This window comes from Candidatus Ozemobacteraceae bacterium (assembly GCA_035373905.1).
Lineage (GTDB): Bacteria > Muiribacteriota > Ozemobacteria > Ozemobacterales > Ozemobacteraceae > MWAR01.
The window spans coordinates 1-14398 of sequence record DAOSOK010000032.1 but is presented as its reverse complement, the minus strand read 5'-3'; the positions used below and the strand labels follow the sequence as shown (position 1 = coordinate 14398).

The 14398-nt window shown below is 60.6% G+C and carries 16 protein-coding genes and 2 tRNA genes; 8 read left to right on the top strand and 10 right to left on the bottom strand.

Going from position 1 to position 14398, the window contains the following annotated elements:
* Nucleotides 1-26: 26 nt before the first annotated feature.
* Nucleotides 27-698 (bottom strand): DUF4956 domain-containing protein, encoded by a 672-nt coding sequence (locus PLU72_15065; GenBank protein HOT29497.1) that lies wholly within the window; start codon nucleotides 696-698, stop codon nucleotides 27-29.
* A 232-nt stretch (nucleotides 699-930) separates the two neighbouring features.
* Between PLU72_15065 and PLU72_15060 the strand changes: the two genes are divergently transcribed.
* Nucleotides 931-1632, top strand: coding sequence for a cysteine peptidase family C39 domain-containing protein (locus tag PLU72_15060; protein ID HOT29496.1), 702 nt, complete (start codon nucleotides 931-933; stop codon nucleotides 1630-1632).
* Between the two features lie 151 nt (nucleotides 1633-1783).
* On the opposite strand, the gene PLU72_15055 is transcribed toward PLU72_15060, so the two are convergent.
* The 4 genes from PLU72_15055 to PLU72_15040 form a co-directional block, all read right to left on the bottom strand.
* Nucleotides 1784-2257 (bottom strand): 8-oxo-dGTP diphosphatase, encoded by a 474-nt coding sequence (locus tag PLU72_15055; protein ID HOT29495.1) that lies wholly within the window; start codon nucleotides 2255-2257, stop codon nucleotides 1784-1786.
* Between the two features lie 49 nt (nucleotides 2258-2306).
* Complete coding sequence (locus PLU72_15050; protein ID HOT29494.1) at nucleotides 2307-2930, bottom strand: LysE family translocator; 624 nt, start codon at nucleotides 2928-2930, stop codon at nucleotides 2307-2309.
* Nucleotides 2931-3009: 79 nt separating this feature from the next.
* Nucleotides 3010-4065 carry a lipase family protein gene (locus PLU72_15045; GenBank protein HOT29493.1) on the bottom strand — a complete coding sequence of 352 codons (1056 nt, stop codon included), beginning with the start codon at nucleotides 4063-4065 and terminating at the stop codon, nucleotides 3010-3012.
* 52 nt (nucleotides 4066-4117) lie between these two features.
* Nucleotides 4118-4834, bottom strand: coding sequence for a TVP38/TMEM64 family protein (locus PLU72_15040; GenBank protein HOT29492.1), 717 nt, complete (start codon nucleotides 4832-4834; stop codon nucleotides 4118-4120).
* Nucleotides 4835-5295: 461 nt separating this feature from the next.
* On the opposite strand from PLU72_15040, the gene PLU72_15035 reads away from it, so the two are divergent.
* Nucleotides 5296-5502, top strand: a complete 207-nt coding sequence (locus tag PLU72_15035; GenBank protein HOT29491.1) for a cold-shock protein — start codon at nucleotides 5296-5298, stop codon at nucleotides 5500-5502.
* 74 nt (nucleotides 5503-5576) lie between these two features.
* On the opposite strand, the gene PLU72_15030 is transcribed toward PLU72_15035, so the two are convergent.
* The 5 genes from PLU72_15030 to PLU72_15010 are packed head-to-tail and all read right to left on the bottom strand — an operon-like array spanning nucleotide 5577 to nucleotide 8411.
* Nucleotides 5577-6047: a metallopeptidase family protein gene (locus tag PLU72_15030; protein HOT29490.1), complete on the bottom strand. Its 471-nt coding sequence runs from the start codon at nucleotides 6045-6047 to the stop codon at nucleotides 5577-5579.
* Nucleotides 6048-6067: 20 nt separating this feature from the next.
* Entirely contained in the window at nucleotides 6068-6232 is a 165-nt protein-coding gene (locus PLU72_15025; GenBank protein ID HOT29489.1) for a hypothetical protein, read from the bottom strand.
* 9 nt (nucleotides 6233-6241) lie between these two features.
* A complete protein-coding gene (locus PLU72_15020; protein ID HOT29488.1) occupies nucleotides 6242-7627 on the bottom strand; it encodes an HD domain-containing protein in 1386 nt (461 codons plus the stop codon).
* Between the two features lie 12 nt (nucleotides 7628-7639).
* A complete protein-coding gene (locus PLU72_15015) occupies nucleotides 7640-8023 on the bottom strand; it encodes a response regulator (GenBank protein ID HOT29487.1) in 384 nt (127 codons plus the stop codon).
* Nucleotides 7995-8411 (bottom strand): response regulator, encoded by a 417-nt coding sequence (locus tag PLU72_15010; protein HOT29486.1) that lies wholly within the window; start codon nucleotides 8409-8411, stop codon nucleotides 7995-7997. The genes PLU72_15015 and PLU72_15010 overlap by 29 nt, the downstream gene beginning before the upstream one ends.
* A gap of 145 nt (nucleotides 8412-8556) precedes the next feature.
* Between PLU72_15010 and PLU72_15005 the strand changes: the two genes are divergently transcribed.
* The 6 genes from PLU72_15005 (at nucleotide 8557) to clpX (ending at nucleotide 14283) form a co-directional block, all read left to right on the top strand.
* On the top strand, nucleotides 8557-10617 hold the full coding sequence (locus PLU72_15005) for an ATP-binding protein (GenBank protein ID HOT29485.1): 2061 nt from the start codon (nucleotides 8557-8559) through the stop codon (nucleotides 10615-10617).
* Between the two features lie 260 nt (nucleotides 10618-10877).
* A tRNA-Leu gene (locus PLU72_15000) sits at nucleotides 10878-10959 on the top strand.
* Between the two features lie 14 nt (nucleotides 10960-10973).
* Nucleotides 10974-11046, top strand: a tRNA-Gly gene (locus PLU72_14995).
* 33 nt (nucleotides 11047-11079) lie between these two features.
* Nucleotides 11080-12423, top strand: a complete 1344-nt coding sequence (gene tig, locus PLU72_14990; GenBank protein ID HOT29484.1) for a trigger factor — start codon at nucleotides 11080-11082, stop codon at nucleotides 12421-12423.
* Nucleotides 12420-13028 carry an ATP-dependent Clp endopeptidase proteolytic subunit ClpP gene (clpP, locus tag PLU72_14985; protein ID HOT29483.1) on the top strand — a complete coding sequence of 203 codons (609 nt, stop codon included), beginning with the start codon at nucleotides 12420-12422 and terminating at the stop codon, nucleotides 13026-13028. The genes tig and clpP overlap by 4 nt, the downstream gene beginning before the upstream one ends.
* Before the next feature lie 4 nt (nucleotides 13029-13032).
* Entirely contained in the window at nucleotides 13033-14283 is a 1251-nt protein-coding gene (gene clpX / locus PLU72_14980; protein HOT29482.1) for an ATP-dependent Clp protease ATP-binding subunit ClpX, read from the top strand.
* The last annotated feature ends 115 nt before the right edge of the window (nucleotides 14284-14398 follow it).

Below are 14398 nucleotides of genomic sequence, written 5' to 3'. Positions count from 1 at the left end.
CCATACCGTTCAGCCCGGATCGCCGGTCAGTCCAGCAGGACGCTGACCTGGACGGTCGGCTGGGCGGACGCCACGTTTTTCACGAGTTCGTCGAGAGACAGGGAATCATCCACCGAAAGCTCGATGACCGTTTCCGCGAGTTTTCCGTCTCCCGCCGCCTCTTTGCCGAGCAGCTTGATCTCGCCCGCTTTCTGGCGGATGAGGGGGAAGACCTGGGCAGCCACGTCGAGATCGACGGGATGGCGCAGTCTCAGCAGGCAGAACCGCCGCCCCGACTCGACGAGCGGGAACTTCACCAGGAACAGGTGGAACAGGCACATCAGCGCCGTGGCCCCGATGGCGATCCGGAAATACCCGCTTCCCGACGTCATGCCGACGGCGATCGACATGAACAGCGAGGCGAGGTCCCGCGTATCCTTCACGGCGGTGCGGAAGCGGATCAGGCTCAGCGCGCCGATCGCCCCGAACGCCCGGGCGAGGCTGTTCCCGATCACGGCCATGATCAGGCTCACGGTCACCCCGAGCAGAACCATGGTTCGCGGCACGTGCCGCGTCTGGGTTCCCGCGGGCGCCGTCGCCGCGCAGATCCGCGCAAGAACGAGACAGAGAGCGAACGCAAGGCACATCCCCATCAGCACGTCGGGCCCCGAAAGGTCCAGCAACCGCATTGGTGCCGAACCGGTCAGCATATCACCCATAGATATCTCCTTTTTCCGAATGCAGTATGGTAACTCAATCAGGATCACCCCTACAACGGCAATAATATATATTTATATATATTTTTATCATTCCGACTTTTCCGGAAAGAACGGATCCAAACAGGGCCCTTCGCTCATCGCCGTCGCGAGCCATCGTCCGTTCTGGCCATTGCCGTTTTCCTCTGCGTTGCTATAATGGCGAAAGACAATCACGAATTGGGGAGAGACAACGATGAACCGACACGGCTGGCTCAGTCTGACGATTTTCGCGGCGCTTTTGGCATCGATGATCATCGGGTATCGCCCCACGGACGGAGCGGAAAAAACACCGTTTCGGGAGCGTCTCTCGTCGGTTCAATCCCGGCCGGTCTCCATTGCCTCGCTGACCCCGGCATTCCTGATGAAAGATATTCCCGACGTCATCCAGATGAACGACTCCTCCTGCGGCGTGGGGGTATTTCAGGCAGCAGCCATGTATTTCGGCCACTGGGGATATCAGGAAGAATTCGCCAGATCTCTCGGAACCACACCCGCGCAGGGCACACACCCTAGCCGTCTCGTGAAGGGGCTGCAGGAGCTCGGCCTCGACGCACGGATGGTTGAACATTATTCCCTCGAAGCAATGAAAGAGGATTTGCGTCAGGGCCGGGTCGTCATCATCGATTACCAAGCCTGGGGCGACACGGCGGGCAAAGATTATTCCAAAGAGTGGGAAGACGGGCATTACAGCATCCTGATCGGGTTCAACGACCAGGCGATCTTCATCGAAGACCCCTCCCTGCTCGGGACCCGCGGCTACCTCACGAACGAAGAGTTCCTGACCCGCTGGCATGACTACGAAATCGAGAATGGCAAGCGCCGCGAATACAACCAGATGGCCATCATCGTGAAAGGCCGCGAAGTCAGGCAGCCCGAATTTTCCCACATCGATTGATCTTCTTCTCCCGACTTCACCGTAAGCGTTTCTGGTTTGCACTTCGACCGGAAGCCCATCTTGCAGCCGTCCAGAAGAGGCGCCCCGAAACCGGCTTTATTATATAATATAACTTTATATTTCAGAACATACGACTTTCGTCGGATATCCGTCACGCTTCAGAAAGCGGATAGAAGACGGCGTCATGGGAAACAAGCTTCCCATGCTCATACGTGAATCGGGCGGAAAAGAGTTCGGGGCGGTCGAGCCAGGGAAGAAAAACGCTGTCTCCTTCCCAGAGGTTCAACTCGACGAGTTTCTCGTCGTCGATCCAGACGAGCTCGCCCTCGGGACACTCGCGAAAAGGGTCGCCATCGGCATGCACGATATAGATGAACACATACCAGTCCTCCCCTTTCGCGAACTTCGGGAAGGTGATGACACCCTTCAGGTGCAGTTCGCGCGCCACGAGCCCGCTCTCTTCACGCACCTCGCGACGCGCGCACTCCTCGGGCGTCTCGCCCGCGTCGAACTTGCCGCCGAGGCCGTTCCATTTGCCGTAATGCGTGTCATCCGGTCGTTTGTTGCGATGCATCATCAACGTCCGGCCGTCACGGCGGACATAGCAGAGGGTGGCAAGTTTCATCTGTATTTTCCTTTCAAGAAAACAAGGATACGATGCTGGCAGGTCACCATCACCGCTCTGCCAGCGCCAGCCGGATGCCCAAAGCGCCGAGAACTCCGGCCGTCAGCAGGGAAAAAAGGCGCGACAACCTCGGGTTTTCGAGCACGTATCCGCCGATCGCCCCCGAGAACCAGCCGATCAGGCCGAAAATGACGACGGCCTGCGCGGCGAAGACGAACCCCAGGAAGACCATCGAGAGTGCAGGGTGCGGATCGCCTTTTTGAACGAACTGTGGCAGAAACGCGAGGAAGAAGATCGCCACTTTCGGATTCAGCACATTCATGACGAAGCCTCGCCGGAACATGGCGCCCGCGCTCATCGGCTCGGGAGCGGCCTTCCCGGCGCCTCCCGGTTTCTCGATCAGCGTCGCGACCGCCATGTACAGGAGATACGCCGCCCCCGCGTATTTCACGACGGCAAAGGCAACCGCCGACGCATACATGACCGCCGAAATACCGAGGGCCGCCGCAAGCGTGTGAACGCTGTTCCCGCAGCACATCCCCATGGCCGTCACGACGGCCGCTTTTTTGCCCCGGGTCAGCCCCTGCGTGATCACGAACAGGTTGTCCGGTCCCGGTGCGATCGTCAGTAGAACCGAAACGCACAGAAAAGCGAGAAATCCCGCTCCATCCATCACCACATGCCTCCGGCGATAACAGACCTTAACAAAAGAGCCGCGGCAGTATACGCCGCGGCCCTCGTCAATTCAAACGTCAGTCTTCGATGTCGGGCTTTCCGAAGTCGATGATGGAGATGCGTTTCTTCGAGAATTCGCGCTCGAGTTCGGGGTCTTCTGGGCCCTTGCCGCTTTCGAAGGCGGGCGGAGCCGGCACGGTATCGCGCAGTTCCGGCGGGACCTGGCCATACAGCCTCTGCAGGTAGACGCCGGGCATGTGGGCGGAGACCTTCGCGCGGCCCTTGAAGGGTTTGTCGCCGATGGCGGCGGTTCCGTCGGCATACAGGTTGTTCGGCTTCGAGACGTGGCGGTATTTCATCCAGGCAAACGGCACCATCGTCACGATGTCGCTGTCGTTCACCCACCGCTGAAACTTCGGGAACATGGCCGCGAAAGCGTCCGCGAACTCCTCGTTTCCGACGCGCGGTCCGGCGAAGCTGGTCAGACCATGAACCGGAATGCCGTCCTTCGCGAGCCGGAACGCGGCGATCGGCACGAGGCCGGCTCCGAGGCTGTGGCCCGTGATCCAGAGGCGCTTGGCGCCGCCCGCGAGATGCTTTTCACACAACTTCTTCAGTTCGGGATACACGACATCGACGGCGTTGTAAAAGCCGCGATGCACTTTCACGTCACTGCCCCACTCTTTGACCGTGTGCTTGAAAAAGTTGAAGTCGGTCAGCAGCCAGTCGTAGACGAACTTCACGGGCTTGAACGATGCACCGGAGCTGGCTTCCGAGCCACGGAAGACGACGATCACGACCGCCGCGTTCGACATGACGACGACCTGCGTGTCGGCGCTCCGGCGGCGGACGTTCAGGTAATCGAACTCGGTCATGCCCCAGGGCTTGAAGAGTTCGGTGTATTTCTTTTTGAATTCTTCGAAATTGGCCGTATTGATGCGGTTCTCATAGTTGTAATAACACGCGAGCATCAACAGGTAGGCATTCACGGGATTGTGCCCCTCGGCCGCCGGCTGAAAAGCCGTCGAGAAGGCATTCTCTCCAGTGGCGGCGAACGCCGGGGAGGCAAGCATCACGATCAGGGCGATGGCATACAGCGATGTTCGGATGTGACGAATGGCAACATGAGTCATGAGCGAACCTCCATTGGGCCATTATAGCATGCCAACCCCGGGGTCCGGGGGGTCAGGCTCTGGCGGCGAGGGCGGCACGGGCGATGCGGCCGATGTACACCATCGAGGCGAGTGTTGCCAGCCATCCGAGCGCGTAGACGGCGATTTCGGCCGGGGAAAGGGCCTGCGCGGTTTCCCCGAGGGTGGTGAGGCGCGGAGAGATCGAGCCGAGATACGCGTGAACGGCCGTGATCGGGATCCGGCCGATCCATGTCGCCAGGATGAACGGGCCCAGGCCGATGCCGCTCATGCCGATCGTGTAGTTCACGAGGTTGTACGGGAGAACCGAAGCGAGGCGAAGGAGAAGAACCACCCGCCAGCCGTCGCGCGTCACGGCGAGGTCGACCGCCCGGAACCGCTCGTCCGTTTCCGCTCGCCGAGCCAGCCAGCCGCGGGCAAGATACCGGGCCGTCAGGAACGCAGCGGCCGCGCCGAGCGTCGAAGCGAGAAGGGCGATGGCGAACCCCGCCGGGAACCCATACAGGAAGCCAGCGCCCAGCGTCAGGGGAAAACAGGGCTGGAGAAGAACGCTTCCGACGATGTACAACGCCGTGTAATACAAGACTCCGACGCTGCCGGAGCCGGCGAAGAGATTCTGGGCACGTTCGAGCGTTTCCCTGGTCGGCAATCCGAGGAATAATAGCAGGGCGAGCACGACGATAGCCGAGGCCGTGACGTATTTCGCATACGCCCTGCCCAGGGTTCCGGCTTGTGACTCGGACTGCTTCACCGGATTTTCCGCCGGAGCATGCTTCCGATAACAACATCTACTGATATCGCCAACGATTTATTCCTGCATGGCATAAAGCAAATTTCTCGTTCCCGTTCATGCTGAGCCTGTCGAAACACGAGAGACATCGCCCTTCGACAGACTCAGGGCGAACGGAGGAATCTTTCAGGATTCAGTATACAGTATCCGGCCTTCTTCCGTCGTCGGGCAATCGGGGATTTTTCAGCGCTTTTCCGTTATCTGAAGCGGGTTTGCGGGAATCATGCCTCGTGCCCACGGCGATTTCTCTTGCGTACCCTTTTGTTGCGTGGTAAGATGAAGGAACTTCCGAGGGGCGTCCCCGACTCCGATGCGGTTTTGTTGCAGTACAGGTCTTGGGCCGGCACGGACAAGAACCAAGTTGTGGGTAAGCGGGAATGTAGTTCTAGGCTTCGGAGAAAATACTAGGAGGTCTCCAAATAATGGAGCGCGGTACTGTTAAGTGGTTCAACAACGATAAGGGTTACGGTTTCATTCAGCGCGAGAACGGCGAAAAGGATGCTTTCGTGCATCATCGCTCGATCCAGGGCTCCGGCTACAAATCCCTCAACGAAGGCCAGCAGGTCGAGTTCGAGGTCGAAGCCGGCCCCAAGGGTCCCCAGGCGATCAACGTTCGCAAGCTGTCCTGATAGATTGCTGAACACACGCCGGGGCGTCCGAAAGGACGCCCCGGTTGCATTTTCCGCCGTTCATTTTTCCCTCGTCACGGACTGACGAGCCAGGCGGTGATGGTGATGCCGGTCATCAGAAGAATCAGGAACAGCAGGGCCTCGCGCCAGTCGCGGCCGAACGAGTTCGGCGAGGTGCGGCCGGCCGAGCGGCGCCATTTTTCGAGCCACGCTCGGTCCTCGTCGCCGAGGTCGTCGATGCCGGACTGGAATTCCCAGTGGTGAAGCAGTTCGTGGGAAACGGTTTTCGCTATCTCGCGGATGATCTTCCGGTCGTCGGCGCCCCGGAACACCCGGCGGAACGAGCCGTAGTAGATGACGACCGCCGGCCCGCCGGCCAAGTGATACTGCGGATAGTAATGCCCCAGCACATACAGCCCGGTCAGGCTCCCCGATTCCCGAAACGCCTTCCGCTCAACGAAAACGCCGCACAATCCGCGCAGAAATCGCGGCGGCATCTTGTCGACCTCGTTCCGCACAAGCCGCTGGAACAGGTCGTACTCCATGATAGTATAATTTGCTTTATTCAATAACGCGTTTTACCCGCTTCCCCGGCAAGGCCGCCAAACCGCTGAAGTTCGAGGCGTTTGATTTGCTCGATCTCTGCCCGAACCTCTTCATCGAGGACTTCGAGCTCTTTCCTGGCAAAATAGCGTTCTCTGACATCCCGCCACTTTGGATATGGATTCATATTTTTTCATCAGGCGACAGGCGGGGCGGCGACGGCGGAGGCTTCGGGGCGGATCTCGCCGGCTCGCCAGGCGGCCAAAAAGCCTTCGACAACGGCGGGGTCGTAATGCGTTCCGGAACAGCGTTTGATCTCGGCGACGGCTGTCTCGGCGGGCCGGCCGCGGCGGTCGGGGTGGTAGGGGCGGCTGGAGGTGATCGCGTCGAACGTGTCGGCGACGGCGATGATGCGGCCGGCGAGCGAGATGGAATCGCCCTTCCGGCCGTCGGGGTAGCCGCTTCCGTCGAACCGTTCGTGGTGGTCGATCATGCCCGGAATGAATTTCGACAGCTTCCGGATATGCTGCATGATCTCGGCGCCGATGACCGGGTGCTTCTTGATCTCGGCGTATTCGTCGTTCGTGAGCCGGTCGGGCTTGCGCAGAACAGCCTCGGAAACGCCCAGTTTGCCGATGTCGTGCAGAAGCGCCGAGATCCTGATCGTTTCGAGATTCTCTTCGGAAATGCCGAGCCGGGCGGCGGTCGCGACCGAGAAATCGGTGACGCGCCGCGAATGGCCGTGCGTGTAGGGGTCCTTGGCGTCGATCGCGGCGGCCAGGGCCTCGACCGTGTTGAGGAACAACTCGCGGGTTTCGCGGTACAGCTTCGCGTTTTCCCAGACGGCGCCCATCTGCTGGGCGATCGTGGTGAGAAGTTTTTCGTCTTTCGAGCTGAACTCGCCGCCGTCGAGCCTGCTCGACACCGCGATGACGCCCAGCCAGCCGGTCTTCGCCGGCAGGGGCACCAGCAGCAGGCTCTCGTCGGGAATCAGGCCGGGCTCGTAATCGGGGTGTTTTGCAGGCTCGTTCACGATCAGCGGCCGGCCCGACGCGATCACCTTCCAGGCGAGGCCGCGCCCGCGGCCGAACCGGCGGAAGCCGATATCGCCCTTCGCGACCCCGAGCCCCGCAGTGAGTATGAGGCTTTCGCCGTCCTCGCTCAGCATGAGAATCGACGCCCGCCTCACCTCGAGCGTCGCCGCGATTTCGGCCACGGCGCGCTTCTGCAGTTCGTCGAGGTTCAGGGTTCCCGTGAACGACTCGCTCAGCCTGTAGAGCAGGGTCAGCTCTTCGTACATCTGCGACAGTTCCCGGGCGAGATCGGCGTTCTCGTATTCCGCGGCGACGAGCTGTTCCAGCGCCGTTTTCAGGCAGGGAACGGCCATCTGCCAGTCCGCCGGAAGCCAGACCTCGAGCTCCACGTCGTCGGGAAGCCGAATGTGCATGTCGGGCGGCATGCCGGCACGACGAACGGCCGCCTTGTCGAACAACGCCCAGGTGCCGCCGCTCTGCTCGATGTGACGAAGCACGGCGCGCACACGATCGGCATCCACCAGTCTCTGCGACAGGGAAACGGTCATCGGGCCTTTTCCTCAGACAGTCTTCGCGGCTTCGAGCTGGGCCTGGACCGTCGCCAGAAGCTCCCGCGGGCTGAACGGCTTGGTGATGTATTCGGATGCGCCGGCATCGAGGCCCATGTGCCGGTCGATCTCCTGCCCGCGCGCCGTCAGCAGCAGGATCGGAACGCTTTTGAACTCCGCTTCGGCGCGCAGCGCCCGGCAGACGTCGAAGCCGTTCATCTTCGGCATCATCACGTCGAGCAGGACGAGCGCGGGCTTCTCGCGGCGGGCCGATTCCAGCGCTTCTTCCCCGTTCGACGCCGTCACGACCGAGAAACCGGCGTTCGCGAGCTTGTCCTTGACGACCCGCAGGATATGCGGCTCGTCGTCAGCAACGAGGATCTTGTTCCGTTCCATGGTTCCCTCCTGCCGCGCGTTCGAGAATCTCGCGCACGGTGCGGCTCAGGTCTGCGCCGCTGTATGGCTTGGTCAGCACGGCATCGAGGCCCTGCTGTTTCAGCCGCTCGTCTTCCGTCAGGACCGTCAGAAGCATCACCGGCACGCTTCGCGTGGTCTCATCTGCCTTCAGGCGCTTCACGACCTCGAAGCCGTCCATGTCGGGCATCAGCACATCGAGAATGATCAGATCGGGCCGCGCGCCGCGCAGATACTCGAACGCCGCGGGCCCCGAGAGAACGGTGTCGACCGCGTGGCCGTCACGCGCGAGGCGGTCCTTCACCGCCCGCGCGATATTCGTTTCATCTTCGATCACGAGGATATGCGCCATGCCCCTACGATACCACACCCCCGCTCTCCTCCGCTCACGTCTTTCATCAACCGCGCGAGCTTGGGAAACCAATCAGCAGATTACGCAGATACCGGAGATGACGCGGATGAAATCCTGAAAATTTGCTTCGACCGGGGCGGAGTTCCCTGTTAGAATCGCGGTCATGGAATCGAGCTCCGGGAAACGTGATTTTCGACCGCACAGCCGGTGGGGCGTGGCGGGCTTTGCCGCTTTCGCCTATGGCATGTTCAGGCTTTTGTCGACGCTCGATGAGCCGGGGGCATTTCACGGCATCAACTGGATCGGCGTCGGCATCGCCCTGATCGTCACCGAGCGGCTTCTCGAGCATCTCCATACCCATGAATGGCAGGAGCGCCTGCCAATGCGCCAGAAGCTCGGCTGGCTGTTCTACCTGACAGGCGGCATCGGCATGGTCCTGAGCTGGTGCACGACCCCACTGCCACTGGTTTTCCTGGGGTGGCTCTGCTCGGGTATCGAGCCGCCGAAGATCATCTGGAAGATGATCGCCGCGAAATTCACCGACATCAATCCCGACCGGTGGGTCGACTGGTTCGGCAATCTCCTGATCATCATCGGAACGCTGTTCATCCTCGTCGCCGCGGCCGGGCCCTTCATCGGCCTCATCGTGAACATCCATGCAGGCTATACGGACGGCCGGGGAACGATCTCCGTCGGGGCAGGGAGCGGGCTGCCGGGGTCCGCCGCGCTGAGCATCGTTCCCCTGGTGATCGGCGCCTGTCTCATCATCCTCGGCATCGGCATCCGGCGCAGGGCGATCTGGGCGGGCGCCCTCGGACTGGGTTTCACGTTTTTCATGTTCATACAGGCCTGCAACTCCGCCCTCGTCGCATCGGGCGGCCACATCACCCATCTTCCCCGCGCCATCGCCGAGCAGGGCGTTTCCCTCATCCTGTCCTGGTTCCTCTTTTTCGGATTTTATAGTATATTTTATCCTTTGGTTTCTGAACGTTTCAAAGGTCTCGCCGGAGCGCTCGAAGGCAAGCTGAAAGCCGCTGACGAAGCCCTGCAGGAAACGAGGGGCCGGCTCGAAAAGGCGGCGCACGACGCGGCGCGGGCCACGCGCGACCTCGAGGACGAACGGATCAAGCTTCGTGCGCTGTTCGAAAACATCAACGAGGGCATCATCCTGTTCGACGAACAGGACACGATCCTGTATCTGAACCCAGCCTACTGCTCTCATTACGAGATCGACCGCGACGAGTGGCTCGGGAAGAAGTGGCCCGCCATTTTCGAACGGCCCAGCTTTTCCTCCGTGAACGATGGCGGCAGCATTGATTCCGGCGATTCGGCGAGCGGCAGTCGCCCGCGGAGGGGCGAGGTGACGATCACCGACTCCCGGGGCGAGGTGAAGCGGCGGATCGCGTTTTACGCGAAGCGCATCACGAACGCACAGGGCGAAGTGATCGCCTGCATGGGCCTAACGCGCGACATTACCCTGGAGCGGGAAATCGACCGCATGAAGACCGAGTTCGTCAGCAACGTCAGCCACGAACTGCGCACTCCGCTGACATCGATCCGGGCCTACACCGAGATGCTGCTCGACGACGAGACCGACGACCCGCAGACCCGGAGGGACTACTTGCAGATCGTCCTCGACGAGGCCGTCCGGCTGACCAACCTGATCAACGATATCCTCGACCTCTCGAAGATGGAGGCAGGCCGCAAGACCTACAAGTTCACGACCGTCAGCCTGCACGGCCTGGTGAAAAAAGCCGCCACCGTTCTATCTGCCGATATACAGAAGAAGAATCACACGCTCGACGTCCGGCTTCCCGATGCCGACCGGGAGGCCGTCTGCGATTCGGACCTCGTCCACCAGAGCGTGCTGAACCTCCTCAGCAACGCCGTGAAATACACCCCGGCCGGCGGAAAGATTTCCTTCGAACTCTCATACGATAGCACAAGCTACACATTATCCGTCTCGGACAACGGTCCCGGCATTTCCCGGGAGGACCAGAAGCAGTTGTTCAGCAAGTTTTTCCGGGTCGAGAGCACCCTCAACCGCGACGTGGGCGGCACCGGCCTGGGATTGGCCCTCGTCAGACAGATCGCCCACGTTCACCAGGGCGAAGCCTCCGTCGAGTCGGAACCGGGGAAGGGCTCGACCTTCCGCCTCACTCTCCCGTTCAACCCGCCGCCGCCGGCCCAGCCCGCCGCGACCGCCGCGAAAAAGCCCGTGTAGCCAGGGTGCGTCACGGGCGGTTCACGAACCGCCCCTACACCCCAATGTTCGCCTCCCGCAGGGGCGGTTCGCGAACCGCCCGATTCGCCCGCGGCGTTATGCCGAAGGGGAAGGGTTTCATCAAGGTCGTTCTCTGTGAAACCTCTGTGTTCATCGTGTTTTCTGAGATGAAAGGCGTTTCCGGCCTTTGAAGTTTGGCGGGGGGTTGCCTTCTCCGTTCTCTTCTGGTAATATGGTCGAGCGCGCGTGCGCAACAGCGTGCGAGGGTGGCGGAACTGGCAGACGCGCCAGACTTAGGATCTGGTGGTTTACACCGTGCGGGTTCAAGTCCCGCCCTTCGCAAAGCAAGCATGCAAGCGGGAGTAGCTCAGTTGGTAGAGCTCCTGCCTTCCAAGCAGGAGGTCGCGGGTTCGAGTCCCGTCTCCCGCTCTTTTTTATTTCTCTTGAAGGAGTTTCAGATCCATGTCCACGCAGCTCAAGACACAGGTTCAGGAAATCGGCCCCAACAAGGTCGCGTTGACCGTCGAGGTGGGCACAGAGCAGGTTTCGGCCGCCTACAACCATTTTTTCCAGCGCGCCGCCCACAGCGTGAAGATCCCCGGCTTCCGCCCCGGCAAGGCCCCGCGTCCGGTCCTGGCGAAGTTCATCGGCCCCGACGCGATCCGCGAGCAGGTCGAGGAAGAGCTCGTCAAACAGGTTTATCCTGACGCCATCCGCCAGACCAAGCTGCATCCGGTCAGCGATTTCTCCATCGAAGAGTCCAACCTGAAGGAAGGCCAGCCGTTTACCTTCAAGGCGACGTTCGACGTCCGCCCGAAGCTCGGCGAGATCGGCTATCGCGGCCATACCGTCACGGTGAAGCGCCTCGAGGTCGATGAAGAACTGGTCGGCAAAGTGCTCGAACAGCGCCGCGAGCAGTTCAGCAAGACCGTCCCGGTCGAAGACGGCGAACTCCAGTTCGGCGACTACTTCATGGGCAAGATCGTCGTCTCCTGCGACGGCACCGAAGATGCCGAGATGTCCGAAGAGAAGGGATACCACAAGTTCACCGAAGACAATCACATGTACCTTCCGATGAAGGGCATGAAGAAAGGCGAAACCCGCACCTTCACTTACGACGTCAACACCGACGCCGAAAAGGATTCCAAGTATTACGGAAAGACCCTCGACGTCACCGTGACGCTCGAGCGCATCTCCCGCCCGACTCTCCCCGCCCTGAACGACGAATTCGCGAAGGAAGTCGGCGAGTTCCAGACCCTCGACGAACTGAAGGCCAAGATCCGCAAGGACCTCGAAGAGCACGCGGTGAAGGACGGCGAAGAGCGCGCGGTCGATGCGATCCTGAAAGAGGTCGTCGCCAAGACCCATGTCGACCTGCCGAACGCCATGGTCGAGCGCACGATCGACTACTTCGTGTCGAACATCGACCGCCGCTGGCGCCAGTTCAACAGCAGCCTGGCCGAGTTTTTGAAGCGCTCGAACAAGGATTACAAGGCGTTCCGCGAAGAGTTCCGCGAGAAAGCCGAGTTCGAGACGAAGGTCATGCTGATCGTCGACGAGATCGGCGAGCGCGAGAAGATCGAAGTGTCGGATGCCGAGTTCCGGGCCGAAGTCGAAAAGCGGGCTTCCGATTACGGCATGACCGTGGACAAGCTGATGGAGCACCTTTCCAAGGGTGACGGCGAGGAAAATCTCCGCCACGCGATCCGCGACCGGCAGATTCGCGAGTTTTTGCTAAAGAACAACGCGGTTCATTACGATATGGTGAAAGAAGCCGAATTCAACAAGGGGGATAACGCACAGTGACGCTGGTACCGATCGTCATTGAGCAGAGCAGTCGTGGCGAACGCGCGTACGACATCTACTCTCGTCTTCTCAAGGACCGCATCATCTTCATCGGCGGCGAGATCGAGGACCACATGGCCAACCTCATCATCGCAGAACTTCTCTTCCTCGAGTCCGAGGACCCGGAGAAAGACATATCGGTGTATATCAACAGCCCCGGCGGCGTCGTGACCGCGGGTCTAGCGATTTACGACACGATGCAGTACATCAAGCCCGACGTCAGCACGATCTGCATCGGCCAGGCGGCCAGCATGGGTGCGGTTCTGCTCGCGGCCGGCACCGCCGGAAAGCGGTACGCGCTACCCAACTCGCGCATCATGATCCACCAGCCCCTCGGCGGTGCGCAGGGCCAGGCCAGCGACATCGAGATTCAGGCCGGCGAGATTCTTCGCATCAAGGAAAAGCTCAACGACATGCTGGCGCATCATTCGGGCCAGCCTCTCAAGCGCGTGAAGAAGGACACCGACCGCGACTTCTTCATGTCGGCCATGGAAGCCAAGGAATACGGCATCATCGACGAAGTCGTTCAACGCAAGCCAGTAACCGCCAAATCGGCCGGAGAGTAACCGCATGCTGTCTAAGAGCCCCCAGTTCCGGTGTTCTTTCTGCGGAAAGAGCCAGGATCAGGTTCGCAAGCTGATTGCAGGCCCCGAAGTCTACATCTGCGACGAGTGCATCGGGCTGTGCAACGACATTATGGTGGAAGAGGTCGACGACGACCAAACCCATGAGTTGAAGGGCATCATCAAGCCCCGGGAAATCGTCGACGTTCTCGACCAGTATGTCGTAGGCCAGCAGCGGGCGAAGAAGATCGTCGCCGTTGCGGTCTACAACCACTACAAGCGCATCAGTCTCGCCCGGTCGCCGATCCGCAAGGACGACGTCGAGGTCCAGAAGTCGAACATCCTGTTCCTCGGCCCCACCGGCTCGGGTAAAACGCACATTGCGCAGACTCTGGCGCAGCTGTTGAACGTGCCGTTCTGCATCGCCGACGCCACGACCCTCACGGAAGCCGGCTACGTGGGCGAAGACGTCGAGAGCATTCTGCTCAACCTTCTGCGCGCCGCCGACTACGACGTGCAGAAGGCCGAGAAGGGCATCATCTACATCGACGAAATCGACAAGATCGCCCGCAAGAGCGAAAACCTGTCGATCACCCGCGACGTTTCGGGCGAAGGCGTCCAGCAGGCCCTTCTGAAGATGCTCGAAGGCAAGATCGCGCACGTGCCGCCTCAGGGCGGCCGCAAGCATCCGCACTCCGAGTTCATCCAGATCAACACGAAGGACATCCTGTTCCTGATGGGCGGCTCGTTCGAGGGCATAGAAAAGATCGTCGAGTCACGCACCCGCACCACGTCGCTCGGCTTCGGAAGCACGCCGATGGCCAGGCGCGACAAGCGCATCAGTCACCTGCTCTCGCAGATCATGCCGGAAGACCTGCTCAAGTTCGGCATGATTCCCGAGTTCATCGGCCGCGTGCCGATCGTCGCGACCTTCGACCAGCTCGGCGAGGACGATCTCGTCCGCATCCTCACCACCCCGAAGAACGCCCTGACCAAGCAGTTCCAGCGCCTCCTCCGCATGGAAGGCGTCGATCTGGAAGTCACCCCGCCCGCCCTCCAGGCGATCGCCCGCAAGGCGATCCGCCAGAACACCGGCGCGCGCGGCCTGCGGCGCATCTTCGAGGAGATGATGCTCGACCTGATGTACGAGATCCCCTCGAGCAGCGACGTCTCGAAGGTCATCATCACCGAACGGACGGTCGAGCGGAAAGAACCATATCAAGTAATATATAAAATGAGCGAAGAACGGACCGCCTGACGTCCTCGCTCCGCCCACCCACGCAGGTGCGAGCTACGGCCCGCGCCTGCGTTTCTTTTCAGGTTCATCCGACTAAAGCGTACTTTGTCTCATGAAGAGCCATGATCTTGAGTTT